The organism is Gammaproteobacteria bacterium (genome assembly GCA_032250735.1).
Classification (GTDB): Bacteria; Pseudomonadota; Gammaproteobacteria; order SZUA-152; family SZUA-152; genus SZUA-152.
Genome location: JAVVEP010000005.1, coordinates 99,229 through 124,588, shown reverse-complemented (window position 1 = coordinate 124,588; position 25,360 = coordinate 99,229). Strand labels below are relative to the sequence as shown.

The window sequence follows — 25,360 nt, the reverse complement described above, 5'->3', positions numbered from 1 at the left end:
CCATAACCAGCCATCAGATATTCACCCGATAGGTAGAGAGGCTGATGGTCTCATTACCCGGCGAGGTCACGCTGACGGTAATCAGCCGCACATCGGCTGCTGGCACGCCATTCCAGCTTGTCGCCGGTTGCACGACGCTGACGCTCACCGTGTAACCGCTGTAGTCCGGCATGTTGGTCGCCGAGGAATCCTGCGGCGGGCGTTGATTGAGGCCATGGTAGTCATCGATATCATCGTAGGTGGCGCGCGTATCACCATCGCTGCCGATCGCCACCACTGCCGGCCCGGCGGGACAGGAGGCGCCGGTATTTACGCAACCGCCGCCCAGCGGGGTCGCCTCGTTCCAGCGCTTGCGTTGAATCTCATCCATGAAGGCATTGGCCACCGACAGGGCCTTCTGCCGCAGATAGGGTCGGTGGCTGTTGCCGACATTGTTCATGAACAGGGTGGTCATGCCCGCCATCATCGCCCCCACCAGCACAATGACGATGATGGTCTCGATCAGGGTAAAGCCCGCCTGGCGCCGGTGGGCAGGCAGTTGCAGCGACCGCGCCGAAGTGTTTTTTAAATAAGGATTCATCGGGTAAAGCCCGTCACGTGCTCGACCGTCACGCTATCGCTCTCGCCACCCTTGCTGAGGGTAAACGTCAACGGCGCGGCCAGGCCCTGCGGACTGCCATAGGCATCAAACACGATGGTGGCGGCCGGCGCCACGGCGATATCGGACCAGGTGCGGGTGTAACTTGCCGAGCCATCAACCGGGTGGGCGATCGTGGTGCCACCCTGGCTGACCGTATAACCCGCGCCGTTGATCGCGATCTGGAAATAGGTGGCCCCGGAGTGGCTCATGGATTTTTCCTGGGCATAGCGGATCGCCTGCACCAGTTCGCCCGAGGCCGCGACCACATCAAAGGCATTGCGGTTGAATTTACTGATGGCCACGGCCGACAGCGCGCCCATGATCACGATCACCATGATCAGTTCGACGAGGGTAAAGCCGACCTGACGCCGTCGGTTCACATACCCGGTCATCAGGGCGCCTCGCGCCAGTAGAGATAACGGTCATCGCCACGGAAGATGCCGAAGGTGGCGGTGGCCGAAAAGTCATCATCGTAACTATTTCCGTCCAGCAGTTGATCGATGCCATCGACATCGTACTGCAACCAGCTTGGCCACACGGTATTCACCACGCTGGTACCGCCGGGACTACCGGCATCGGCGCTGACACTCAGCGTCAGGCTGCCCACGCCGCCGGTGAGGGTCAGTGGACTGGCGCTGGCGACCGGGATAGTGGTGGCGATACCGGCGTCCGTCTTTGTATAGGCATAACTGGAACAGGAGTCATCGGTGTTCAGCTGCCAGACGCCCGCGGCATTATAAAACCAGCTGCCAATCGGCATGCTCAGGCTGTCACCGGTCTGGCTCATGGTGCCATGCACATCCTGTGCATAACCGCGACCAAAACGCTGTGCATTGCCGATCGGGGTGATCGTCTTTGGCGGACTCAGGTCGGCGGCGCTGGCCTCGCCATCGTCCACTGCGGTCAGTTCAATGGTGAGGTCGCTGGTGAAAGGCATGACCTGCGCTGCATCCCGCACATAGGCAAAACTGTCGGCGCCGGCACCGCCCAGGGTAAAGGTGAGCGAGCCGTCGGAATTATCCGCCCGTGCCAGCGAACCTGGTGTGGATGTCACCGCGATCAGCGCCAGCCCACCTTCGTCTAACTGCGTGTTGTCTGCCGTTGGATAAGTAAGACTGACACCGGCCGTGCCCAGCCTGGCCCAGACGCCGGTGTAATTGGCGGTCGTTGCCCCTGCTAAATTTACTGCCGTTGCCTTCACCGTGGGATTACCCATACCCAGATAGCCGAAGCTCTGACCAAGGTAGTTAAACGTAGTACAGGCATTCGCAAAACTACCATCCGTTTTGGTCGTCACAAAATGATCCGGGTAAAAGCGCCCCACGTTTGACGACACCGTGCCGACGACATCGCCCGCACCCAAATAACTGCCCGGATTACCCGCGGTTGTTTCGGCAGCGGTGGGAGCCACTTGCGGGGTCAGCGTGATGATGCCCACCTCGTCCCAATGAAAATCGGTACCCGTGGCCACACCGTTAATAAAGCTGGCAAAGCCGGTGGTAAATCCCACAGCCGGATTATTGGCAGCGCCGGCGGCGACCAGCGTAGACGTCAACGACACGGACTCTGGCGTACTCTCCTGGCCATAATTGGGCGTCGTGTTACCCAGCGCATTTACCGCGGTCACGGTGACCGAAAAATTATCCCCCGCCGCCATAAACGCCGCGCCGCTTTCATCAACGGCCGTACCGGAATTGGGAAAGGCATCACTGGTGCGCCGAATATTGCTCAGCACAAAGCCCGCGGGCTTGACCACAAACGACTGACTGGTGCCGAAAATGCCCGTTGGTAGATCGGGGTTGCCGGTGCTGTCATCCCGCATGGCCAGGGCCATCGAGCCCACATCTGCATAGTTGACGGTAATCTGCGCCTGCCCCTGGGCAAAGGTGATGTTTTGCGCCACACGGGCAGCCTGACTGGTGGCGATGGCGGTACCGTCCACTGTCATTGCCTGCGCACCTGTCACCGGATTCATATAGGTGGACCAGAAACCGACACTCTGCACGCCGTCGTAGGACTCAATCACCCCACAGGTCGCATCGGTCGGTGTTTGTCCGTAAGCCGTGAGGTGTAAATTAAAATCACTGGCGGCGGTCTGTGCCGGGATACTGAGATCGATAGGCAGCGAGGGAGGATTTGTTAATACACCGGCCGTTACCGTAAAGCCGCTGGGCGAAAACAGCAGGTTAGGCTCGCTATCGTCGTCACGTATCGCGCCGTCATAAACGTCTACATCGATACTGCCGATCCCTGATTGGTAATCGAGATTGAAGCTCGCCGTGCCGTTGTCGGCGGCCACGAATTGATACGTGGCAAGCCCGTCGCCTGCGGTCGCGTCCGTGAACGTGCCGTTGCCCGTGGCCAGCGTCCAGGTGCCAGCGCCGGCTTGTGTATCGAGGGTGATGGTACCCGTGTAAGTCGTGTCCGTGGTGACGCCGTCAACCAGCATGGCCGTCACGCTCACTGGCTCTAACATACAGTTGATGCCCATGCCGTCGTGGCCGACAACAAAGTGATCGATACTCGCTCCACTACACGGATGACTGGCCTGCTTCACGATCGCCAGCGCGGCGGCATCCAAGGCATTATTGTAGACACGCACTTCGTCAATGTTGCCGTCGAAGCGCCAGTTGCTGCTGCCTTCGCTACCGCTCGCGCCGTTGTTCTCGCCGCCGATGCCGGCCGCGCCGCTGTCGCTGCCCCAGGTGCCGGTATAGGTGCCTTGCACGACCTGCGCGGGAGTGCCTGCGACACTGGCGACATATATACGCCGGGTCTTGCTTGTCGCGTCATGCACGGCGGCGACGAAGTACCAGGTGCCGGCCGCGATCACCGTCGGACTGTCGAGGCTCACCGGGCTGACATTGCGCGAGAAGAAACGCAGCTGGCCGTTCGCGTTGTCGCCGAGACTGAAGGCATAGCCGCCGGTGTTGTTATGGTCATCGGCGAAAATGCGCTGGTCCTTGTCGATGCGATCGGCGCGAATCCAGGCGGTGATGGTGAAGCTGCCGGTGAGATTGGGAAAGCCCGCCGGTAACGCGACGTAATCGTTGTTGCCGTCGAACACGCCATAACCGCAGGTGCCGGGGCTGCCCGTCAGCGCGGGCGTGGTCGTGTCCGTGGCGGGGCCGTTGACCGCGGTGCCGTGATAACCGTTGCCGCTCTGGTCTTCAACCTGGCCGGCTGCGCTGCTCCACGCGGCCTCGTCCATGCGCCAGTAGGCGAGCGGGCCGGCAAGAATGGTGACGGTGGGAAAGTGATTGGCCAGCGTGCCGTTGACGGGGTCATGCAGGTACACGTTGAAAGACACTTCGCCGGAACTGCTGGCGGCGGTGGTGTCGATATTGATGGTTGCCGAGGTGCTGCCCGTCGGAATGGTCGCCGTGCCGCTGGCGGCGGTGTAATCGGTGCCGGCGACGGCGCTGTCATCCTGCGTGTCGTAGCTCACGCTGATGTCGTAGCCCACGGCGCTGGCAAGACTCAGGGTGAGCGTGGCCGTGTCGCCCTTTTGCACGGTGACGCTGGTCACGCTCACCGTCGGCGCGGGCGTCCCGTCCGGGGCTTGGTCGTTGGTGCCGCCGGTGGTATCGCCGCCGGAGGCGCCGCCGCCGGTGTCGCGCCAGTCGCCGGTGCCGTCGGGAAAGCGTTCGATGGTCTGGGAAATCGTGCCGGTCATGGTGCCGTCATAGGCCGGCGCACAGCTCGCGTCCTGCAAGCGCGTGTTGCCCGCTATGCTCAGCCAATCGATGGTGTCGCCCGCCGCGTCACGCAGGCGCACCGATGTGCCGCTGCTCAGATTAATGAAGTTCTGGCTGGTGATATAGGGCTTGTCGATGACCAGCCACGGTGTGTTGTCGGTGGCGTTGGACAAACTGATCCAACCCGAGCAGGAGCCGGGCGAGGGGGGACACAGGCGCAGACTCCAGCCACTCCAGTTCGCGCTGGTGATGCTGGTGTCGAGCAATTTCACCTCGACAAAGCGCGTGGCATTGCCCTGCCGGTGCACCTCGTTGATGGTGGCGCGGCCATGGTAGGCGGCGGAACAGGCGCCATAGCTGTCGCCAATCGCGGCCAGCCACAGCAGGCAGGCTAACAGGGAGTAGATCGCGCGCAGAGTACGGCCTCGGGTTCCTGAGGCCCGACGCTGTGCATTTGCATGAATCACATCTTGTTTCATCATCGTCGCATCCAGCCCGACAGTCCTGATCCCAAAAAATAAGCCAGGTTGCTCACGCGACCTGGCTATATTATTTATTTCTTTCATCGCACTGAATTGCTAACAGTTCATTCAGGATGATTGTCCAGATCATTCACCAGCTTTAGACAGCGAACAACCTTTTACCAGTTTTTCGACAATGCAGCCTTATTCGTATTGGCAACCTCTGCGGTAGTCACGGTAATCATGTATGTATCACCAGCATTACAACTACCACTTGCATTCGTATCCATGCACAAACCAGATGCGTCTGCCATCCAGCCCTCGGGAATCCCGTCCAGGGCAGCTCCGAGCGACGTACCATTGGTAATCAACCCACCTGCGGGCTGAGTCGCGCCCACCAAACCGGCCGAATAATTGATTGCCGCGGCAGAATTGGCAGCACCAAATACACCGTTCGCCGCCGCAACCTCTGCTTCTGTTGAAAGATCCGCAAACTTCGGCAATGCCGTCGCCGCGAGGATGCCGAGGATCACGATCACCATCACCAGTTCAATCAGGGTAAAACCACTTTGTCTTTTCATTTTCTCTTCTCCAGGCTCGCGCCTTGTTTGTCACTGTCTATCAAATGGGTGGGGCGATTGACGCGCCGGCACTGAGGTAATTTTATTCATTGCCTATTCGCTGTAACTATCGGTACTGACTGAAAAAACCTTTAACCAATTACAATAAAAAAGAGAAAAGATACAAGAGTAAAGATACAAGGGATTGCTGGCGCCCTCTGGGCGCGCGATTCATAAAATCCGGTACAGCAGCTTCGCCGCAATTTCACGCGGTCTTTCTCACCTTTCATCTTTTCCCTTTCCTCTTTCCTCGGCCATCACTTAATCGCCACCTCGGCCAGGTTCCACATCGGCAGGAACACACCCAGGGCCAGCACCAGCACGATGCCGGCGATGAACACGGTCAGAATGGGTTCGATGCGGGCGCTGAGCTTGTCGATATCATTTTCCACCTCGGCCTCATAAAATTCCGCGACCTCGGCCAGCAGCGTATCGATGGAGCCGGTCTCCTCGCCCACCGCCATCATCTGCATCACCAGGGCATCAAACAGCCCGGTGGCCGCCGCCGTGCGGGTGATGGATTCACCGCGCTCGATGCCGGTCTGCATGCCCAGGATGCGCTCTTCCACATATTTATTGTCCAGCGCCCTGGCCACTACGGTGAGGGCGGTGATCAGGGGCACGCCGGCCCCGGTGGACATGGCGAACAGGCGTGAGAAGCGGGCCAGTGTGGCGCGATAGATGATCTCGCCGGCCAGCGGCAGCCTGAGTTTGAGCCGGTCCCAGCGATAGCGGCCCTCATCGGTGTTGATGTAACGGCTCACGCCAAAAAATCCCACGATGGTGACGCCCAGCAGCTCCGGCCAGTGGGCCACGGTAAAGTTGGAGGTCTCCAGCAGGATGCGCGTGGCGAAGGGCAGTTCCGAGCCGAACTTGGCAAACACGCCGGCAAAGGTGGGGATCACAAACAGATTGATGATGGCGATGGCGATGGTAATGGCGATCAACACAAAGCTGGGATAACGCAAGGCCGACTTGATCTGGCTGCGGGTGCGTTTGTCGCGTTCCATGTAGCGGGCGAGTTGCAGAAATATCGCGTCCAGCTGACCGGTGGTCTCACCGATGCGGATCATGGAAACATAAAACAGGGAAAAGATTTCCGGGTGTTCGCTGAACGAGGTGGCCAGATCCCGGCCAGCCTCCAGACTGGTGGTCACATTACGCACCGCCTCGGCCAGGGTGACATTCTTGGTGGACTGCGAGAGACCATGCAGGGCACTGAGCATCGGCACCCCGGCCTTGGTGAGGCTGTACATCTGGCGGGAGAACTGGATCACGTCGGTGTCCGTGACCTTCACCGCGAACAGCTTGCCGAAATTGATTTCGCTGGCGGCGCCGGTCTTCGCCACCGCGATCTCGATCGGCGTGATGCCGCCCTCCAGCAACTGGGTGGCCACCGCATCGGAACTCACCGCCTCGATGCTGCCCTCAATCGCATCGCCGCGCCGCCCCCTGGCCTTGTATTGATAGAGTGGCATGGGCTAGCTATTCGACCCAGCATGTAGGGTGAGCACGTCTTTTGTGCCCACGAATTGCTGCGGCGCTTGCACTACCATTTGTAGGCAAGCGGGCAAGCGAAATTCCGTGGGCACAAAAAGCGTGTCCACCCTACTCGCTTTGTATTGATACAGTGGCATGGGCTAGTCTATCCAGCCACTGATGCGAATCACCTCATCGATCGAGGTCACGCCCTGCTGGGTCAGCGCCAGGGCGCCTTCCACCAGCGGGATAAACTGTGGCTGCGCCAGGGCGCGCTGCTTGAAGGTAACGTAGTCCTCGTTGCGCAGGGCGTCGGCAAGCTCGGCGGTGATGTCCAGCATTTCATGCACGGCGGCGCGCCCCTTATAACCGCTGTGGCCGCAGGCGGGACAACCCGCGCCGTGCGAAAACTGCATAGTGGCCGCACGCTCCTCACCCACCGTGTTCTTCAGCCAGCTCAGCTGGCCGGCATCCAGCGCCTGGGGGGCGACACATTTCTCGCACACCCGTCGCACCAGTCGCTGCGCCACAATGGCGTGCACCGCGGAGGCCACCAGAAATCCCTGCACGCCCATGTCCACCAGGCGCAGGGCGGTACTGATCGCATCGTTGGTGTGCAGGGTGGACATCACCAGATGGCCGGTGATGGAGGCGCGCAGGGCGATCTCCGCCGTTTCCTGATCGCGGATCTCGCCCACCAGGATAATGTCCGGGTCCTGGCGCAGGGTGGTGCGCAGCACCCGCGCAAAATCCAGCCCCACCTTTTGATTGACCTGCACCTGGTTGATGCGCGGCAGGCGATACTCCACCGGATCCTCCACGGTGATGATCTTCTTTTCCGGCGTATTCAATTCATTGAGCGCCGCATACAGGGTGGTGGTCTTGCCACTTCCAGTTGGGCCGGTGACCAGCAGCAGGCCGTGCGGGCGATGGATCGCCTTTTGCAGGCGCGCCCGGATCACATCCGACAGGCCGATACGATCCAGCCCCTGCACGCCGTCGGAGTGATCCAGCAGACGCATCACCACTGCCTCGCCATACTGGGTCGGCAGGGTGGAAAAACGCACATCGATGGATTTGTTCTTGAGCTTGATATTAAAACGCCCGTCCTGCGGCAGGCGGCGTTCGGAGATATCCAGACTGGCCATCAGTTTCAGGCGCGAGACCAGCGCGGGCACGATGGCCTTTTCATCCATCACCTGTTCATGCAGCACCCCGTCGATACGGCGGCGAATCCGCAACACTGATTCGTCCGGCTCGATATGGATATCGGAGGCCTTGGCCGCCACGGCGTCTTCAAACACCGTCTCGATCAGCCGCACCACTGGCGCATCCGACTTGCTGACCGCCTGATTGAGGGCGCCCAGATCGAACACATTCTCGGCCATGTCCTCGCCGATTTCCGTGGCGAGACTTTGAATTTCCGAGCCGTGCTGATAAACACGATCAATGGCAGCCACCAGGTCGCCCTCTTTGACCACGGCCATCTTGATTGGACCTTTCACCACGCGAACCAAATCGTCGTAGGCAAAAATATTGGTCGGATCGGCCATGCCCACCAGCAGGCCATCGGGCGTGTCTTCCAGGGCAATCGCGCGGAAGCGACGCGCCGCTGTTTCAGGCAATTTGTTGACGACTTCCTGTCTGAACTGAAAGGTACTGAGATCCACAAAGGGCACATTCAGCTGTCGTGACAGAAGACCCAACACCTCGTCTTCCTTGACATAGCCGTTCTCGATCAGCACACGCCCCAGTTTGTGGCCGGACTTTTTCTGCTCATCCAGTGCCGCAGAGAGCTGCACTTCCGAAATCAGTTTGTGTTCAACCAGCAGATCACCCAGGCGAATACGTTGTGGCCGTTCCGACATAATCAGTCCCCGAATCCATCACTGTCATTGGCCGCAGGCGGCGCGGTCTCCGCCACGCGGGCGTCCAGCGCCGCAATGCGCGACTGCACATAGGCCAGCACCTCGGGCTTCAGGCCACCCGCGCGATGCGCGCGCCGATAGGCCTCCAGCGCCTGGGGCAGCGCACCCATGGCATCCTCCGACAGGGCCAGCCCCAGCCACCAGGCCGCCACACCCGGGCGCCCCTTCAAGAGTTGTTGATAGACCTGCGAGGCCTGTGCGTGCCGGCCGGCCGCGCGGTACAGGGCGGCCAGCAGGGCGTAATAGTCCGCATCGGCGGCCTGCGTGGGGGGCGCCTGTTCCAGCACGGCCACCGCCGCCTCGCTGTCGCCCTGATCCACCAGCACGCGGGCGTAGAGCTTGGCCAGGGCCGTGGCCGTGGGTTGCAGGCGCAGGCCCTCGCGCAGGCCGTCTGCCGCCTCGCTCACCCGCCCGGTATTCAATAACAGGGCGGACAGTGTCTCTCTGGCGCGCAGATGGGCGGGCTCCACGGCGAGGGTCTTGTGCAGGGCCTGTTCCGCGCCCGACTCATCCCCCCGGCCCAGCAGCAGCACCGCCTGCTGGAAGGTTTGCCGGGCCTGCTGCTCGCGGGTCAGCGGGCGCAGGGTCTTGTTCATCGGTTCCGGCTGTAGTTCCGACTGTAGTTCCGGCTGAAGCTCAGCCTGTAATTCCAACGCTGGTTCCGGCTGGGCTTCCAGCTTTGCTTCCGGTTGCGGTTGCGGTTGCGACTGTGTTTGCGACAAGCGCGGATTGGCGGATGACGTGGCGTCCGGTCCGGCCGTGACCCGTACCGCGCCGGCCTCCGCTGTCGTATCGCTATGGGGGGTTATGGCCAGCACCGGGGCACTCGCCGTGGCTGTAGTTGTGGCTGTAGTTGTGGCCATCGCGGGCCGGGCCTGGGTCGCCGGCGTTGGCGGTTGCGCAGCGGCGATGGGGGCCGCCTTCTCGCGCTGCGCGGCCACCACCGGTGGCGACACTGATTCGGGTTCCGCTACGGGCGCGACGGCCAGCGGCATGACGTTCCGGGTGGTTATATTTTGAGCCTCGGTATTCCGGGTCCCGGCCTTCTGGCTCATGGCCGGTTCCGCCGCCAGCGACGGCTCGCGCCCGAACAGATACACCAGCACAAACACGGCGGCGAAGATCAGCGCCAAGCTCGCGCCCAGCCATAGATAGTTGATCGATGCGCCGGACAGCACCCCGGCACCGCTGGCGCTCAGGCCACTCAGGGGCGACGCGCCGGCCTCCGCCGTGCGGCGCTGTTCCAGATCCTGCAGCATCTGATTCACCAGGCTCATGCCTCAGACCCCCAGGCTCATGGCCGCCGCGGCCGCCGCGGCGCCCATCACGCTGGCGACGGCGGCGCCGACGCGGGTGAGGCGTCCTGACAATCCGCCGGCAACGATCGGCACCACCGCCTCGGTATCGGCGGCGGCGATAGCGACATGCGGGGCATCGACGCAAAACACGCCCTTGCCGTAGGCCACCATCAGCGCCTTGTGGGCCAGCACATTGATCAGCCGGGGCACGCCGCGGCTGTCCCGGTGCAGGGCATCCATCGCCGCGCGGCTGAACAGGGGTCGGCCGTTATAGCCGGCCACCAGCAGGCGGTGGCCGAGATAGCCGTCGAGTCCGGCGCGATCGATCACGTCCAGGTCGTAGGAGAAGGTGATGCGCTGGCGCAGTTGGCGCAGCCGGCTTGCGGCCAGCCGATCATCCAGCTCGGGCTGGCCGAACAGCACCACCTGCAGCAGCTTGCTCTTTTCGGTTTCCAGATTGGTCAGCAGGCGCAGCGCCTCCATGCTGTCATCGGGCAAGGCCTGGGCCTCGTCCAGCAGCAACACCACCTGTTTTCCCTGAGCGTTGAGTTCGATCAGGCGCTCGTTGATGAGTTGCAGAATGCGGTGCTGGCCCATGTTGCGGGCATAGTGGATGGACAGCTCATCGGCCAGCGCCATGCGTAATCCGGCGGGGGTCAGGCAGGGGTTGGGCAGATAGGCGGTGACAAAACCGTCGCCGAGGGTGTTGAGCAGCTTGCGGCACAGCAGGGTCTTTCCCGTCCCCACCTCGCCGCTGATCTTGATAAAGCCCTCGCCGCTGCGCAGCGCCACCAGCAGCACGTTGAGGGCCTCCTGATAGACGCCGTAGCTGTAGAAATAGCTGGTATCCGGGGTGATGGCGAAGGGCATCTCGCGCAGTGCAAAGTGTTGCCGATACATGCCTAGTGGTCCTGGCTGAACTGGGTGATATTGCCGAAGTTGCCGGTGGTCTTGGCGATCTCATCGGCCCAGGTCTTATCGTTTTCCACCACGATGGGCCGCAGCAGGATCACCAGCTCGCTCTTGCGGGTGACCTGTTGCTTGTGACGGAACAGGCCGCCGATCAGCGGCAGGTCACCCAGCAGGGGCACGGATGAGGTGCTGTCCCGGGTCTGGTTCTGCATCAGGCCGCCGATCACCACCACCTGCCCGCTACGGGCGCGCACAATGCTGTCGGATTCGCGGATGGTGCTCAGCGCCAGCGGGATGGTCAGCTGGTTGCTGGCATTCAGGCTGATCTGTTTGATGCGTTCATTCACCTCGCTGACCGAGGGGTGGATATGCAGGGTCACCACGCCATCGGCGCTGATCTGCGGGATCACATCCAGGGCCACGCCGGAGAAGAACGGGGTCAGCTCGATATCCACTGACTGGTTGGTGGTGGTCGACCCCGCCGTAGTGTTGTCATTGGTGTCCACATCGGTGACGAAAAATTCATCCGAGCCTACCTTGATCACCGCCTTCTGATTATTCACCGTCGACACCCGTGGGCTGGACAGCACATGCACATCGCCCTGGGTCTCCAGAAATTCCAGAAACCCGGTGAAGTCGCCGAGATTCAGACTCATGGCAAACATGCCGCCGAAGGCCGAGGCGACATCGGAACGCACCGCGGCCAGATTGGCGGGATTGAGGGCGTTGACCTGGCCCTGTAGATTGCTATAGCCGGTATCAAACACCGTCGCGCCGCCGAACTGCCCTGCGAGCACCGTATCGCTGCCGCTGCCCTTGCCCAGCGCCGACCAGTTCACCCCCGACTGGAACCCGTCGCTCAGCTCCACCTCCAGGATCTTGGCCTCCAGGATCACCTGGCGCTCAATCACCGTTTGCGTGCTGTGCAGGTATTCCGATATCGCCCTCAGCTCCGCCGGCATGGCGCGCACCACCACGATGCCCGACTGCGGATTGACGATGACCTTGCGGCCCCCCTCGTTGCCGATAATGGCCTCCAGGGCCGCGGTCAGCTCGACCCAGAAATCGGACGATGAATGCGTGCTGATCTGGCTGCCGGAGACACTGGCGTTGCCGTTGTTACTACCTGAATTACTAGCTGAATTACTACCTGAGTTGCTACCGGAGTCGCCACTGCTACTACCTGAACCGGAGTTGCCGTTCTGGGCCGATGACACCTGGCCGGAGCTGACCTGCACATTGGACAGGCCGGAACGCCGCACATTGAGGTAATCGATACTGAACACATGCGAGCGCAGCGCGGCGGGCAGCACCTCGAAACCGTGCCGGGTGCGTTTGTATTCATAACCAAACACATTGCGCACCGTCTCCATCACCTCGTCGATGGTGACGTTTTTCAGGTTGAGTGAAATCCTGCCCTTGATGGCCGGGTGGGCGACCATATTGTAGGGCGTGCCCTCCACCAGGCTCATGAAAAAGCTTTTGGCACTGGCGTTATTGACCGCCACATCGAAGCGCCGCGCCACCGGCTCCTGGCGCACGCCGCTCAGCTCGACATTCAATGGCGGCAACAGCGCGGCATCCACCGCCGGCGGCGGCGTCAGCGGCTGGGCGGCGGTGGCGGCCGACTGTTGCGCACTGTGCTGCAGGCTCTGGTTGATGTCATCGGCAACACTCCCGCCGCGGGGCGGCTGACCGGCACAGGCCGTCAGCAGCAGGGTGGTCAGCAGCAGGGGCGTCAACAGGGGCACAGCCGGCGGCCGGCGGTCTTTTACAGGGGTGTTAATCGGCATCTTCATTTCCCTTGTACTACGGAAGGTACTGCGGAATGTCCCGCGGAATCGGTTCGCGACAATGATTTAATATTTTTCTTTTCCATCCCCAATCTCAGCTCACGACCGGCGACCCGCAGCAGCACCGCCGCCGGCTGAATGCTCACCACGGTCGCACCGTTAATGCGATCACCCTGACTCACCACGCGATCATTAATCACCGCCGTGCGCCTGGCCGAGGACACCAGGGTGGAATGCAGCGTCCAGCGGGGCGACGAGTTTTGCTGCACAGCCACCGCCCGGGCCGTTGCCTCGGCCACGGGCGGACGGGTGGGGTCCTGCATCGCCTGCACCGGCCACACTCCCAGCAGGACCAGCGACAACAGCGCGGGCGGCAGATATTTCTCTAGCTTTAAATAGCTACACACCGATCCAGCCCTCATGCAGGCTCAGGGTGTGTACCGTGATGGCGACCCGTGCGCGGGGATAATCGGTCACCAGATATTCCACGTTGTCCCAGTACAGGCGCCAGGGCATGGCCTCCAGTGCGCGCAGATAGGCCAGGGTCTTGAAATAGTCGCCCTCGAACACGATCCGCAGGCCGTGTTTAAAGACCTCCGGGCGATGCGACCGGGCGGTGGTTTTTAGCGCCGGGGCCGCTGCACTGGTGGCCGCGTTTTCGGTCTCTTCACGGGTCGGGGGGAACAGGGGTTGCGCGCCCAGGCTGGTCAACTGGGTCAGCTCCAGGCCGTTCTCCGCCGACAGCATGTCGCGCAATACCGCCGCCATCTGTCGGGGCTGAATAAACTGGACGGTCAGATCTTCCTGCTTCTGTGCGAGACCGGCCAACAGCGCCTGTAGCTCGGTGGTGCGCGCCTGGATATGCTGGGCCTCACCGCCGCGCAGGGCCGCCGACATCTCCTGAATCTGCAGATTGAGCGCCTCGGTCTGCTGATTCATCGCCTGCATCTGCGCCACGATCTGGGTCTGCCGCTGCTGTTCCGGGGTCATCAGCAGGCTGTCCCAGAGCATGAACAGCAGCACGATCACCCCCACGATCACCAGCCCGCGCTCGCGCAGGGAGAAGGCCTCGTAACGCTCGGCCCAGGCGCTGATTCTCTCTTTTACTGTCATTGTCTTATTGCCCTGTTCACGGGGTCAGCTCCAGCAGACGGCTGGCCTCCGGCGCCTCGGTGCCGGTGGTCACCGTGAAATCCACGGCCTGGGCATCGGCGCTGCTGCGCTGGATCTGCAACAGGCCAAACTGGGTGCCCAGCAGGGTGCTCTCGGTCGCCAGTTGCTCCAGAAAGGTCGGTACCAGCTCGGGCCGCAGCGAGCTGCCCCGAATCACCAGCCCCTCGCCACCGGCCTGTACGGTAAACCCGGTCAGCCAGACACCCTGGGGGGCCTGACGGGAAAAACTGTCCAGATAGGCCGAAACCCCCTGGGTATAGGTGTCACGCACACGGGTCAGGGCATCGACCACTTTTTGACGCGCCACCAGTTCGCGCTCCAGCTCGGCCAGCTGCCGCTGCGGGGCGGTATCGGTCCTCATCACCGCCAGGCGGGCGCTCACCTCGCCCAGCTGGCGGCTGAACAGCTGCTGCTGGGCCTGCTGTTTTTTTAGCTCGGCGCTCATCTGCGCGGTCTGTTGCAGGCCCCAGCCATACATCAGCATCAGCAACACCCCAACTGCCGCGCCGCCCTGCCACAGCACGCGGAACGACAGCAACTTGCGCTCCTTGCGGAACAGGGGCTGAAACAAATTGACCTGTTGTGTCATCACGGGGGCATCACGCCTTATGGCAATCCTTAAGCCCGGGCAGCGGCCCGGCTACGGTTAATTTTCTTTCTCGGTTTCAGCGCCAGGGTATTGATTCGCCCACGGTTTTTTCTGTCAATAAAATGGCGAAACCGGCGAAACCCTGATGCTGCTTTCGTATACAGCAATTTTTGTGCCTTAACCCGGCCTGGCACAGACTCACCGACTCATCACGCCGGCGGGATACCGGCCGCACCAACGATAACTGGCGTTATCGATGCCATACCCGGCTTGTCTCAATAACGACAGCCATTTGCCTGAACTTGAATGACTCCAGGATCCAGGCCTGGGCATGGATGCCCCGCAGCCCTGCGCCGCCTTTTTGTGCTAATCCGCTGAATCTCCTCGACTTCCTGCCGCTATTAGGAAAAACCGCGGCATGCTGCCGCAACACAGATCTCGCGCGATCCCGAAACCGAGCCGGGCCAACGAAGGAGTAGACATGTCGAACCCGCAGAGCCCCACCCGCCCAACGCAGGCCCGGGTGCTGGTGATTGATGATTCCAAGGTGGTACGCGTATCGCTGCGCAAGGTACTGGGCGAGGAGTTCGACATCGTCGAGGCCGAAGACGGCGAGGCCGGCTGGGAGGCGCTGCTGGCCGACCCCCGGATTCAGGTGGTGCTGACCGATGCGGGCATGCCCCGGCTCGACGGTTACGGGTTGATCGCCCGCATCCGCGCCCATGACGCGGCCCGCATTGCCCACATCCCCGTCAACATGGTGACTGCGGCCGACGATGACGCGGCCCGCCAAAAGGCCCTGGAACTGGGCGCTACGGATTTCATCACCAAACCTTTCGACAAGGCCCAGCTGCTGGCGCGGGTGCGCGCCCAGGCCCGCATGGATCAGACCAGCCGCGACCTGGCGGAGACCTCCGAGGCGCTAATCGAGCACGCCACCGACGATGCCCTCACCGGGGTGCGCAGTCGGCGCTATCTCCTCCGTCGTGGCGAACAGGACCTGGCCTTTACCCGCCGCCACCAGCAGGATCTGGCCGTGGTGGTGATCGGCATCGATGCCTTCGACCAGCTGAAGGCCCAGCACCCCGCCGCCGTCACCGACCGGATCCTGACCGCCATCGCCGCCAGCCTCGGCCAGGCGATCCGCCAGGAAGATACCCTGGCGCGCGCCGGTGAGGCGCGGTTCGCGATCCTCGCCCCCACCCTGGGCGGTGGCGAGGCGGACGATGTCTGTAACCGCATTCGTCAGCAGATTGCCGATACCCCCCTTGCCCTGGGTGAGTTGGGGGAGCCGGGTGAACGACGGATCTCGCTGACCGTCAGCCTCGGCCTGAGCCAGCGTAAAATCGACAGCGCCGAGCGCATCGAAGACTATCTCGCCCTGGCGGAGACCTATCTGGACCGGGCGCAGGCCGCCGGCGGCAACCGACTGGTGACCGCCGTGCGCGCCCCGGCGCCCCGGCAACGGATCAGCATCGATGCCGCGCTGCGCATCCTGGCCCGCGGCGACACGGAAAAGCTCGGCCCGCACATTGACACCATGATGGAACAGATCCTGCCGTTACTGGCCTTTTGCAACGAGCATCAACAATGGCAGATCGAACCGCATCTGGAGGCGATCAGCCAAAAACTCCGCCGGTAAGGCATGAGGCAAACCACAGAACAGAAACCGATAAGGGAGCGCCGGCTTATCCGGCATCACTGCATTTTGCGGCTCATCCTCCGTGCTGCCCCCTGCCGGATGTACGACAGACTGTGACCGGGTCGTCTATTTCCCCCACGGCTTTCCCTGAAAAGCCGATGGCCATGGGCTTCACGCCAGCTCATATGAAGGCTGACAGACCTAGAGTGAAATAGCGACAGCGCCAAGGAACCTTGCCATCACGCCAGACGTTATAGATCCGCATGTGATCAAAAAAGGGCGCAATATCAATAACAAACTCTGCATTCATCTCAAACCCGTGCAAGAATTGCAGAGGCTCTGTGACCACCATCACAGCATACAGGGTAGTTTTTCCGGAGCATCATAACGACACCGTGCGGCGAACCGAAACCCGGTGAATCTCCAGACTGTGCGATTCACCACATAACTAAACGCAGGACTGGCCGACACCAAGATACCGGCCCGCGAGAACAAGGATACCGAACATGAGTACCAAGACCTTTGCACACCGCCTCTCACCTTCCAGCGTCAGCCCTGCGCTCGCCCTGCTGCTATCGATGGCGCTGCTTGGCCCGGCCCTGGCCGGCGACCGCGAACAGGCCAAACGCATACATGACCGGCTGGTGGGCACCCCACCCAGCACCGCCTGCCTGGATCAGCTGCAAAACAAGCTCACTACCGTCAGTGCCGGCGCCGCGGCGATGGACGCCATCACCGATGATGGTGCTGGTGATAACTGTGTCGGCCAGGAGTTCTATCGGGTCACGCTGAAAAATTTCGTCACCCCCTGGACCAACGAAGAACAGACCGTGTTTGCGCCACTCAATGACTACACCGCGACGGTGATCGGCATCGTGCGCGACAATCATGACTTCCGCCGCATCCTGTGGGACGACATCCTCTATACCGGCCCAGCCCCTTCCAACCTCACTACCAGTAACGCTCACTATCAGGCCCTGGAAGACAGCGGTGCCGATCTGCAGGCGGTATTGACCGAAACCACCCAGACGGCCGCCATGAGTCTGCCGGTTGGCGCCGCCGCAGGGGTGATGACCACCCGCGCCGCGGCCAAGGCCTTCTTCGTGGACGGCACCAATCGCGCCATGTTCCGCTTCACCCTGCTCAATCACCTCTGTAATGATCTGGAACAGCTGAAAGACACCAGCTATACCCCGGACCGCATCCGTCAGGACGTGTCGCGCAGCCCGGGTGGCGACAGCCGCATCTACATGAACGCCTGCATCGGCTGCCACAACGGCATGGATCCCCTGACCCAGGCCTTCGCCTATTACAACTATGAATACCCTGTAGATGGCAACGGTGACCCGGACTACGATGCCGGACACATGGTCTATACCGCCGATACGGTGCAGGGGAAATACCTCATCAACGCCAACAACTTTGAATACGGCTACATCACCCCTAACGATAACTGGGATAACTACTGGCGCGCCGGCAGCAACAGTGCGCTGGGCTGGGATTCGGCCTTAACCGGCAGCGGCAGCGGCGCCTCCTCCATGGGTAAGGAACTGGCCCACAGCGAGGCCTTCGCCCGCTGCCAGGTCGAAAAAGTATTCAAGGCCGTGTGCCTGCGCGCACCGGTGGACGCCACCGACCGCAGCCAGATCGACGCCATGACCACCACCTTCAAGTCCAGCACCTACAAATTGAAACAGGTGTTTGCCGACAGCGCCGTGTACTGCAAAGGCAGTTGAACGGAACACCGCATAATCACCTACTCATAGTTGGACTATAAAAAGTTTTTTTGGAGCATTGCGATGAACAAGCCAAGCCGCCTCAACACCGACCATCAACGCCATCCCCTGCTGACAGGGATGCCGTCCCGGCTGCACTCATGCCTGCCTGCATGGCTATCCACCCTGCTGCCCATCGCCCTGCTCAGCCTGACCCTTGCCGCCTGCGACAGCGTGCCCACCGAGTCCACCGTCAACACCGGCAGTGGCGGAGGCTCGACACTCAGCTATACCGGTCCGGCCTGCGGCACCGGCGCCACCGATCCCGACACCATTGCCGACGCCTGCAGCTTCAAGGTGGAGTTCTGGGACAAGATGCCCAGCGTCAGTCAGTGCGCCAACTGCCACAACTCGGAAACCGGCAACGTAAGCCCTTTGTTCATGGATAGCGCCGATGTCAACAAGGCCTATGGGCAAATGATCAACGCCGGTCTTGTCAATGAAGCCGACATCGCCAGCTCCACTATTCTTAGCAAGATCAGCAATGGTCACAACTGCGGCAACACCACCGCCTGCGAAGCCCTCGCAACCACAGTAGAAGGCTATATCAACAACTGGTTGAGCGGCGGTACTACCGGCGGCGGTAGCGGCACCAGCAATGAGATCGTACTGGAAGTCCCCACCATCAAGGACGCGGGTTCGAGCAAGACCCTGCCAGCGGCACCGGGTAGCTTCAGCAGCACCGTATGGCCACTGCTGACCGCCAACTGCGCCAACTGCCATCGCGAGTCGGCCCCCATCCCCCAGGCCCCCTTCTTTGCCGAGGGCGATGTGGACGCGGCCTATGCCGCCATCCTCAGCAGCCAGAAAATCAATCTCGATATCCCAGCCAACTCCCGGCTGGTAGTGCGGCTGCGCGAGGAGTTCCATAACTGCTGGGATCCCCTTGCTACCGGCGACACCAATTGCACAGATTCCGCCGATGCAATGGAAGCCGCCATCACCGCCTTTGCCGGCACCATTTCTCTAAGCGCAGTGGACCCTGACTGGCAACTCAGCAAGGCCATGAATATCACCGACGGCCAGATCGCCAGTGGTGGCGTCCGCGATGACTCCAGCACCATCGCGCTGTACAAATTCAAGGACGGTCCAGGCGAGCGCACCATTCGCGACACCAGCGGTGTCGGCACCCAACTGGATCTCGACCTGTATGGCACCGAAGATGTCGACTACAAATGGGTCGGCGGCTGGGGCATTGAATTCGTCACCCCCGCCGGCAAGGCGCAGGGCACCACCCAGGCCAGCGCCAAGCTGCGCGACTACATAACAGCAAGTGGTGAGTATTCCATCGAGGCCTGGGTGGTGCCCGCCAATGTCACCCAGGGCGACGCCGACGATCCTGCCCGCATCATCAGCTACTCGGCCGGTCCGGATGAACGCAATTTCACCCTGGGGCAGGCCGAATACCGCTACTCCTTTATGAACCGCTCCACGTCCACCGATGACAACGGCGAGGCCGCCCTGTTGACCGACGACGGCGACGAAGACCTACAGGCCACCCAACAACACGTAGTGGTCACCTTCAGCCCCGCCACCGGCCGCAAGGTCTATGTCAACGGCGTGGATGTCTCCACCGTCGGTGCCGATGCGGGTAGCACCGACCCGGTGATGCCGGCAGGCAGCCTCTCCAACTGGGATAACACCTTCGCCTTCATCCTCGGTAATGAGGCCTCCAACAACCGGCCCTGGGCGGGCAAACTGCGGCTGGTCGCCATCCATGATCGCGCCATGACCCCGACACAGATCACGCAAAACTTCGATGCCGGGGTGGGCGAGAAATTCTTCGTCCTGTTCAGCGTCAGCGAACAGATGAACGCTTCCGATTGTATCGTGGCCGGGGTGCACCAGTGCTTCGTCTATTTTGTGGTCAGCCAGTTCGACAGCTACAGCTACCTGTTCGACCGGCCCACCTTCATCAGCCTGAACCCCGCCTTCGTGCCGAGCGACACGGTGATCAAGGGCCTGCGCATCGGCCTCAATGGCAAGGAACCCGCGGTGGGTCAGGCCTATACCAATCTCGACACCACCATCAACACCACGGACTACACCAGCACCGGTCAGTTGCTGACCCGGCTGGGCACCATCATCGCGCTGGAAAAGGGGGCGGATAGCGACGAGTTCTTCCTGACCTTCGAGGACATCAACGGCAACCAGAACACCCGCACCCCGAGCGTCTGCGGCATCAACATGACCTGCGTCAGCAATCCACAGGATGGCGACCCGCAACCCGAGATCGGCCTGCGCACCTTTGAGGAGATCCTGGCCTCCATGGGCGCGATGACCGGTGTCGACCCCTATCTGCCGGCCTTCTCCAACGTTCTGGAAACCTACGTCAGGCAGGATCCCGCTACCGGCATTATCAGCGGCATCAAACAGCAGCTGCCGTCGGTGGAGATGGCCGCGGGTTTCCTCTCGGCCCATCAGATGGCGGTCGCCCAGCTGGCCATCGCCTACTGTGATGCGCTGGTGGAAGACGCCAGCCTGCGCGCCAACTTCTTCGGCAGCTTTGACTTCACCAGCGACATGGCAACCGCCTTCGGCAGCGGCGATTCGGCGGCGAAAAACCAGATCGTCGATGCCCTATACGACCGGATGCTGGGCTACCCCGATGCCGGTAACGGCAATGCGACACTGATCGACATGCCCAGCCGTGCGGACATCAAACTGCAACTGATCGGCCCCGGTGGCAACAACCTATTTGATATTTTGGCCAGCAACTGTGCCGCCGCGACTACTCCTGCATGTGTCACAGATGCAGCCCGCACCCGCGCCGTCACCAAGGCCCTGTGTACCGCCGTGTTGGGCAGTGCCGGCATGCTGATTCAATAATTCGGACTACAAGAGATTTACCGAGGACAAGACCATGGCAAAACGCACAACGACACGACGCCAAGCGCTCTCCGCCGATGCGCCCCTGTTCCATCTGGATCACGGCCGCCCGGTGACCCGGCGCGACTTCCTGCGTCAGGGCTTCATTACCGGCACCGGTCTCACCATCGGCGGCTCCCTGTTCAGCCTGTTTGCCAATCCGCGTCTGGCGCGGGCGGCCCTCTCCGCGGACCTGCAAACCCTTGCCGCCAACAGCGGCTGCCCCCTCGGCTCCGCCCTGGCCGGCAAGATTCCCTTCATCTGTTTTGACCTGGCCGGCGGCGCCAACATGGTGGGTTCCAACGTCCTGGTCGGCGGACAAAACGGCTACATCAACTCCCCGCTCAGCACCGCGGGCTACAGCAAGATGGGGGTGCCGGGTGATATGGTGCCGGGCGGTGTCGAACCCGCCGGCTTCTCGGTCACCGGCACCAGCAATGGCGACTACACCGACACCACCCTGGGCCTGCCGTTCCACGCCGACAGCGCCTATCTGCGCGGCATCCTCGACAAGGTCGACCTGGCCCTGACCGCCCCGAAGGTGAACGGCGCCGTGATTCCGGCCCGCTCCGACAACGATACCGGCAACAATCCGCACAACCCCATGTACGGCATCGCCAGGGCCGGCGCCGGTGGCGACATCGTCACTCTGGTAGGCTCCCGCAATTCCGAATCGGGTGGTAACTCCATGGCGCCTGCCGCTCACCTCACCGACCCTCTGTTTAAAGCCGCTGAAATTCGCCCCACCAAAGTCGATCGTCCATCCGACGTGACTGGCCTGGTTGATACCGGCGATCTCACCGCCGTGCTCAGCGACCCGAGTGACGTCAAGGCGGTGATGGAATCCGTGGTGCGCCTCAGCGAGAGAAAGACGGCCAACATCAATGCCTCCACCGTCATTCAGGATCTTCTGAACTGCGGCTACATCAAGGCCGCCGATATCGCCGACCGCTTTGTCGGCAAAGAGATCAGCCCCGATGACCGGAATGCCATCCTTCCAGCTGACCGAATTATCGTCAATGATGCTGGCGGTATCTTCACCGAGGCCGAGTTCGATGGTGACGCCGAATTCCGCAAGACCGCCTCGGTGATGAAGATGGTCATCGACGGTCATGCCGGCGCCGGCACTATCCAGATGGGAGGGTTTGATTACCATACCGGTGACCGCGCTACCGGCGAGGTGCGCGATCTGCGTGCCGGCCGCTGCATCGGTGCCTGCCTGGAATATGCGCGGCGCATGGATAGCCCGGTGATGATCTACGTCTTCAGTGATGGCTCACTGGCCAGTAACGGCGCCATTGATGGCAGCGTGAACGGCCGCGGCAAGGGTGTATGGACGGGTGACAATTCCTCCACGGCGGCCGGCTTCTTCCTGGTCTTCAGCCCCAATGGCCGGGCCACCCACTTCAGTGACAGCGCCATCGCCACCGGCGCGCAAATCGGCTGGTTCAATGACGGAGGCTCGGTGGTGACCTCGTCCAGTCCGGCGGCCAACAACGTCAACCTGCTGGTGGATACGGTGTTACTGAACTACCTTGCCCTGAACGGCGAAGAGGCCCTGTTTGGCAGCCTGTTCGGCGACAGTCTCGGTAATGCCGCGATGCGTGACAGCCTTACCGCCTTCGGCTCGGTCTTGTAAGCAACCGATTTCCGTTTCCTTTCCCACATAACAACGGCGGCCCCTTTCCCTCATAACAAGGGAAAGGGGCCGCCGTTTTTTTTGCTCAAAGCCAGCGGCACAGCCTTCTCTTCACCGTCGATCAGAGCCCCGTAACACAGTCCCGTAACGTAGCCCGCACACGTCCCGCGACAACATCATCCCTGCCCACTGCTTTTAAACAGGCTCAACCCCGACTCGGTCACCACGCCGTCCAGCGGCACGTCCCACGGCTGGCGTGTCAGACCGGAGGGCGGAGCCACCTTCTGCCGATCAAAGGCCAGACCCAGCAGACGAGGTTTGCGCCAGGCTTGCCGCCGGCGCAAAAAGGCAAAACTGCGATCATAAAATCCACCGCCCATGCCCAGCCGATTTCCCTGCGCATCAAAACCCACCAGGGGCGTTAATACCAGATCCAGCCGCTGGAGCCTGACCATGCGCCGCCCACGGCTCACCGGTTCGGGGATGCCAAATCGATTGGGCAGCAGTTTGTCGCCGGGCGCGTAGGGCAGGAAGTGGAGATGATTGTGGTGATGGCGGCTGAGCACCGGCAGGTATACCGTCTTACCCATCTCCCAGGCCTTGAGCATGATGCCGGTGGGATCCAGCTCTGCGTCGTTGGGCAGGTAGGCGGCGATATGCCGGGCCGACTGAAACAGCCGATGGCGGGTGAGATGGAAGCCGGCCTTTGCACTGCGTCGGGCATGTTCTCGTGCATCCATTGCGCGACGACCCTGTCGCAGCGACTGACGCAGAGTGGGGCTAGCGGCGTTTTGCTTCACGCCGGGTGCAACAGGGGTTCACCACCGAGACGAACCAGGGCGTTGCCATGAGCAATGGTGAACAGACATAAAAAAGAGGCGCCCCCCGCCTGTGCCGGCCGTATCGTCACTCTTGGGACCGGAGCGATTGAGGTGGGAACAACAATCGGCATATCAGGCTTTCCGATGAACGGACATGCACACAACACCGATGTAATGCCCCCAACAGGGTTAAGCATAGGCCAAGAAAAATCCGATACAGTATCGAACACCGCAGGCGGCGCCATTCTTTAAAAAGGGTACTACTGATCAAAAAATCTACAGGGAAGTTTAATGAAAGGTTTCGAAAAGTGAAAGTGCCTGATTGTCCTGTTGGGCCGATCTGTTGTTTCACACTGAAGCCAATAACAAATAAGCCAATATCCGCTACAGCTCCAGCTGCCGACTCCGCGTAATCGCGGCCTCCACCTTGCTTTGCAGACTGCGCAGCTTGCCGTTGACGTTGCTCTCATCAGCGCCATCGCCCGATTGCAGACGCAATAAATCATGCGCCAGATTCAGGGCCGCCATCACCGCGACGCGGTCGGTGCCCACCATCTTGCGGGCGCTACGGATCTCGCGCATCTTCTCGTCCAGCAGGCGTGCCGATGCCATCAGGGCCGCCTCTTCATTCGCCGGGCAGGAGACCTGATACTCCTTTTCCAGCACGCGAATACTGATCGCCTTGCTCTGCACGGGTTTGTCGCTCATGACTCCGTCTCCATGGCCTTCAGTCGCACCAGCATGGACTCCACACGGGTGCGCGCCATTTCGGCCTTTTCGATCAGCCGGGCCCGTTCCTCCACCAGCATATTCTGCCGTTCACGCATGAGATGGTTTTCGCTGCTCAACTGATCGGCCAGGGCGATCAGCTCATCAATCCGCACTTCGAGTCTGGAAATTTCGGAATCGGCCATTATCGCTCAGCCTTCAATTTGTGGATCATCACCGCTAAACCTCGTAACGCACCTGTGCGCTGCACTATAAATCGGGCCACCAGACGGGTCAACGACTGTCGACCCTCCGCCAGCGGTGCTAAAATACCGGCTCCGCACACTCACATCGTCAGCACCTGCATCCGCACATCGAAGGACATCATGCAACGAGAACTGCCCGACTACCAGGCCATCGCCCTGGCCCTCAGCAAGCTCAATACCGAGGTCATGCCCAGCGAGGTGCACGGCACACTCTGCGGCCTGCTGTGCGCCAACACCAGCGCCGAGCCCGCGGTCTGGCAGCAGGCCCTGTGGCCGAATCAGCCCGCAGGCGACCTGCTGGCCGCCGAGGCCAACGAGGTCTTCAGGACCAGTCACGAGGTCACCCGACGCCAGCTCAACGACCCCAACTGTGAATTCCAGATGCTGCTGCCCGATGACAACGACAGCCTCGACCAGCGGGTGAATGCCCTGGGTGACTGGTGCCAGGGTTACCTGATCGGTCTCAGCCTCGGCGGCGTCAAAGACTTCGCCCCCCTGCCCGAAGACGCCCGCGAGATCGCCAAGGACATGCTGGAGATCGCCCGCGCCGGCACCTCGTACGACCTGGAAGGCAGCGAGGAGGATGAACACGCCTATGCCGAGCTGGTCGAATACCTGCGCGTCGGCGTGCTGCTGATCAATGAGGAGCTGCAACCGCTGCAGGGTTGACTGCTAAGCCATCGCCCTATGGCAGTGCGTAGGGCGCAATAACCGAAGGGCATTGCGCCGTATGGTCAGTCGCCACGGAAAAACAACGTAAATGCCTTCATGGACGCCGATACATACCCCAGCCAACGAATGACACCAAGGCAACTGTAAATGATTGCTCTGCGAGGCATTATCCATCGGTCAATCAAAACGATTCTGCCTTGGGAAATGTTTCATGCGGCGCAATGCCCTTCGGTTATTGCGCCCTACCCCGTTGCGCGCTGAGACGGAAGCTTTTCTCAGAGCCTGTGAAAAATTCGACGGCCGTAGCGAGGGCGTCGATTTGCGAGCGAAACAAGGCGCGCTATGCGAAAACAAGGGAGTTTGGTGAACCAAATGACC

20 protein-coding genes and 1 other RNA gene are annotated in these 25,360 nt (G+C 61.4%); 5 read left to right on the top strand and 16 right to left on the bottom strand.

What is annotated here, in order from left to right; genetic code table 11:
- Positions 1-13 precede the first annotated feature (13 nt).
- From RRB22_04820 to RRB22_04765, 12 genes are all read right to left on the bottom strand, one after another.
- On the bottom strand, positions 14-580 hold the full coding sequence (locus RRB22_04820; protein MDT8383718.1) for a prepilin-type N-terminal cleavage/methylation domain-containing protein: 567 nt from the start codon (positions 578-580) through the stop codon (positions 14-16).
- Complete coding sequence (locus RRB22_04815; protein MDT8383717.1) at positions 577-1,032, bottom strand: type II secretion system protein; 456 nt, start codon at positions 1,030-1,032, stop codon at positions 577-579. The genes RRB22_04820 and RRB22_04815 overlap by 4 nt, the downstream gene beginning before the upstream one ends.
- Positions 1,032-4,820 (bottom strand): LamG-like jellyroll fold domain-containing protein, encoded by a 3,789-nt coding sequence (locus RRB22_04810; GenBank protein ID MDT8383716.1) that lies wholly within the window; start codon positions 4,818-4,820, stop codon positions 1,032-1,034. Before RRB22_04810 ends, RRB22_04815 begins: the two co-directional genes overlap by 1 nt.
- 158 nt (positions 4,821-4,978) lie before the next feature.
- Complete coding sequence (locus RRB22_04805) at positions 4,979-5,380, bottom strand: type II secretion system protein (GenBank protein ID MDT8383715.1); 402 nt, start codon at positions 5,378-5,380, stop codon at positions 4,979-4,981.
- A gap of 296 nt (positions 5,381-5,676) precedes the next feature.
- Positions 5,677-6,897, bottom strand: a complete 1,221-nt coding sequence (locus tag RRB22_04800) for a type II secretion system F family protein (GenBank protein MDT8383714.1) — start codon at positions 6,895-6,897, stop codon at positions 5,677-5,679.
- A 162-nt stretch (positions 6,898-7,059) separates the two neighbouring features.
- A complete protein-coding gene (locus tag RRB22_04795) occupies positions 7,060-8,766 on the bottom strand; it encodes an ATPase, T2SS/T4P/T4SS family (GenBank protein ID MDT8383713.1) in 1,707 nt (568 codons plus the stop codon).
- Between the two features lie 2 nt (positions 8,767-8,768).
- Positions 8,769-10,103: a tetratricopeptide repeat protein gene (locus RRB22_04790; protein ID MDT8383712.1), complete on the bottom strand. Its 1,335-nt coding sequence runs from the start codon at positions 10,101-10,103 to the stop codon at positions 8,769-8,771.
- A gap of 3 nt (positions 10,104-10,106) precedes the next feature.
- Positions 10,107-11,024, bottom strand: a complete 918-nt coding sequence (locus tag RRB22_04785) for an AAA family ATPase (protein ID MDT8383711.1) — start codon at positions 11,022-11,024, stop codon at positions 10,107-10,109.
- Positions 11,025-11,026: 2 nt separating this feature from the next.
- Positions 11,027-12,829, bottom strand: a complete 1,803-nt coding sequence (gene mshL, locus RRB22_04780) for a pilus (MSHA type) biogenesis protein MshL (protein ID MDT8383710.1) — start codon at positions 12,827-12,829, stop codon at positions 11,027-11,029.
- A gap of 2 nt (positions 12,830-12,831) precedes the next feature.
- Positions 12,832-13,236 carry a hypothetical protein gene (locus tag RRB22_04775; GenBank protein MDT8383709.1) on the bottom strand — a complete coding sequence of 135 codons (405 nt, stop codon included), beginning with the start codon at positions 13,234-13,236 and terminating at the stop codon, positions 12,832-12,834.
- Positions 13,229-13,942: a type II secretion system protein GspM gene (gene gspM, locus RRB22_04770; protein ID MDT8383708.1), complete on the bottom strand. Its 714-nt coding sequence runs from the start codon at positions 13,940-13,942 to the stop codon at positions 13,229-13,231. Before gspM ends, RRB22_04775 begins: the two co-directional genes overlap by 8 nt.
- Positions 13,943-13,958: 16 nt before the next feature.
- Positions 13,959-14,591, bottom strand: coding sequence for a PilN domain-containing protein (locus tag RRB22_04765; protein MDT8383707.1), 633 nt, complete (start codon positions 14,589-14,591; stop codon positions 13,959-13,961).
- Positions 14,592-15,072: 481 nt separating this feature from the next.
- Between RRB22_04765 and RRB22_04760 the strand changes: the two genes are divergently transcribed.
- From RRB22_04760 to RRB22_04745, 4 genes are all read left to right on the top strand, one after another.
- Positions 15,073-16,233 carry a response regulator gene (locus RRB22_04760; GenBank protein ID MDT8383706.1) on the top strand — a complete coding sequence of 387 codons (1,161 nt, stop codon included), beginning with the start codon at positions 15,073-15,075 and terminating at the stop codon, positions 16,231-16,233.
- Positions 16,234-16,739: 506 nt separating this feature from the next.
- On the top strand, positions 16,740-17,969 hold the full coding sequence (locus RRB22_04755; protein MDT8383705.1) for a hypothetical protein: 1,230 nt from the start codon (positions 16,740-16,742) through the stop codon (positions 17,967-17,969).
- A gap of 63 nt (positions 17,970-18,032) precedes the next feature.
- Complete coding sequence (locus RRB22_04750) at positions 18,033-20,837, top strand: LamG domain-containing protein (protein ID MDT8383704.1); 2,805 nt, start codon at positions 18,033-18,035, stop codon at positions 20,835-20,837.
- A 34-nt stretch (positions 20,838-20,871) separates the two neighbouring features.
- Positions 20,872-22,515: a hypothetical protein gene (locus RRB22_04745; protein ID MDT8383703.1), complete on the top strand. Its 1,644-nt coding sequence runs from the start codon at positions 20,872-20,874 to the stop codon at positions 22,513-22,515.
- Positions 22,516-22,691: 176 nt separating this feature from the next.
- Here the strand turns inward: RRB22_04745 and RRB22_04740 are convergent, their stop codons facing one another.
- The 4 genes from RRB22_04740 to RRB22_04725 all read right to left on the bottom strand — a co-directional run bounded on the left by RRB22_04740 (position 22,692) and on the right by RRB22_04725 (position 24,250).
- Positions 22,692-23,315 (bottom strand): 5-formyltetrahydrofolate cyclo-ligase, encoded by a 624-nt coding sequence (locus RRB22_04740; protein ID MDT8383702.1) that lies wholly within the window; start codon positions 23,313-23,315, stop codon positions 22,692-22,694.
- Between the two features lie 78 nt (positions 23,316-23,393).
- Positions 23,394-23,577: non-coding RNA, 6S RNA (ssrS, locus tag RRB22_04735), on the bottom strand.
- A 143-nt stretch (positions 23,578-23,720) separates the two neighbouring features.
- Positions 23,721-24,044: a cell division protein ZapA gene (locus RRB22_04730; GenBank protein MDT8383701.1), complete on the bottom strand. Its 324-nt coding sequence runs from the start codon at positions 24,042-24,044 to the stop codon at positions 23,721-23,723.
- A complete protein-coding gene (locus RRB22_04725) occupies positions 24,041-24,250 on the bottom strand; it encodes a TIGR02449 family protein (protein MDT8383700.1) in 210 nt (69 codons plus the stop codon). Before RRB22_04725 ends, RRB22_04730 begins: the two co-directional genes overlap by 4 nt.
- Positions 24,251-24,430: 180 nt before the next feature.
- On the opposite strand from RRB22_04725, the gene RRB22_04720 reads away from it, so the two are divergent.
- Positions 24,431-24,979, top strand: coding sequence for a UPF0149 family protein (locus RRB22_04720; GenBank protein MDT8383699.1), 549 nt, complete (start codon positions 24,431-24,433; stop codon positions 24,977-24,979).
- Positions 24,980-25,360: the final 381 nt, after the last annotated feature.

What these genes read in the sequence shown, in the direction of transcription:
- RRB22_04760 (MDT8383706.1), top strand. Translation starts at nt 15,073, where the DNA reads ATGTCGAACCCGCAGAGCCCCACCCGCCCAACGCAGGCCCGGGTGCTG.
- RRB22_04720 (MDT8383699.1), top strand. Translation starts at nt 24,431, where the DNA reads ATGCAACGAGAACTGCCCGACTACCAGGCCATCGCCCTGGCCCTCAGC.
- RRB22_04755 (MDT8383705.1), top strand. Translation starts at nt 16,740, where the DNA reads ATGAGTACCAAGACCTTTGCACACCGCCTCTCACCTTCCAGCGTCAGC.
- mshL (MDT8383710.1), bottom strand. Translation starts at nt 12,829, where the DNA reads ATGCCGATTAACACCCCTGTAAAAGACCGCCGGCCGCCGGCTGTGCCC.
- RRB22_04795 (MDT8383713.1), bottom strand. Translation starts at nt 8,766, where the DNA reads ATGTCGGAACGGCCACAACGTATTCGCCTGGGTGATCTGCTGGTTGAA.
- RRB22_04790 (MDT8383712.1), bottom strand. Translation starts at nt 10,103, where the DNA reads ATGAGCCTGGTGAATCAGATGCTGCAGGATCTGGAACAGCGCCGCACG.
- RRB22_04785 (MDT8383711.1), bottom strand. Translation starts at nt 11,024, where the DNA reads ATGTATCGGCAACACTTTGCACTGCGCGAGATGCCCTTCGCCATCACC.
- RRB22_04805 (MDT8383715.1), bottom strand. Translation starts at nt 5,380, where the DNA reads ATGAAAAGACAAAGTGGTTTTACCCTGATTGAACTGGTGATGGTGATC.
- RRB22_04810 (MDT8383716.1), bottom strand. Translation starts at nt 4,820, where the DNA reads ATGATGAAACAAGATGTGATTCATGCAAATGCACAGCGTCGGGCCTCA.
- RRB22_04730 (MDT8383701.1), bottom strand. Translation starts at nt 24,044, where the DNA reads ATGAGCGACAAACCCGTGCAGAGCAAGGCGATCAGTATTCGCGTGCTG.
- RRB22_04750 (MDT8383704.1), top strand. Translation starts at nt 18,033, where the DNA reads ATGAACAAGCCAAGCCGCCTCAACACCGACCATCAACGCCATCCCCTG.
- RRB22_04765 (MDT8383707.1), bottom strand. Translation starts at nt 14,591, where the DNA reads ATGACACAACAGGTCAATTTGTTTCAGCCCCTGTTCCGCAAGGAGCGC.
- RRB22_04815 (MDT8383717.1), bottom strand. Translation starts at nt 1,032, where the DNA reads ATGACCGGGTATGTGAACCGACGGCGTCAGGTCGGCTTTACCCTCGTC.
- RRB22_04820 (MDT8383718.1), bottom strand. Translation starts at nt 580, where the DNA reads ATGAATCCTTATTTAAAAAACACTTCGGCGCGGTCGCTGCAACTGCCT.
- RRB22_04745 (MDT8383703.1), top strand. Translation starts at nt 20,872, where the DNA reads ATGGCAAAACGCACAACGACACGACGCCAAGCGCTCTCCGCCGATGCG.
- RRB22_04725 (MDT8383700.1), bottom strand. Translation starts at nt 24,250, where the DNA reads ATGGCCGATTCCGAAATTTCCAGACTCGAAGTGCGGATTGATGAGCTG.
- gspM (MDT8383708.1), bottom strand. Translation starts at nt 13,942, where the DNA reads ATGACAGTAAAAGAGAGAATCAGCGCCTGGGCCGAGCGTTACGAGGCC.
- RRB22_04800 (MDT8383714.1), bottom strand. Translation starts at nt 6,897, where the DNA reads ATGCCACTCTATCAATACAAGGCCAGGGGGCGGCGCGGCGATGCGATT.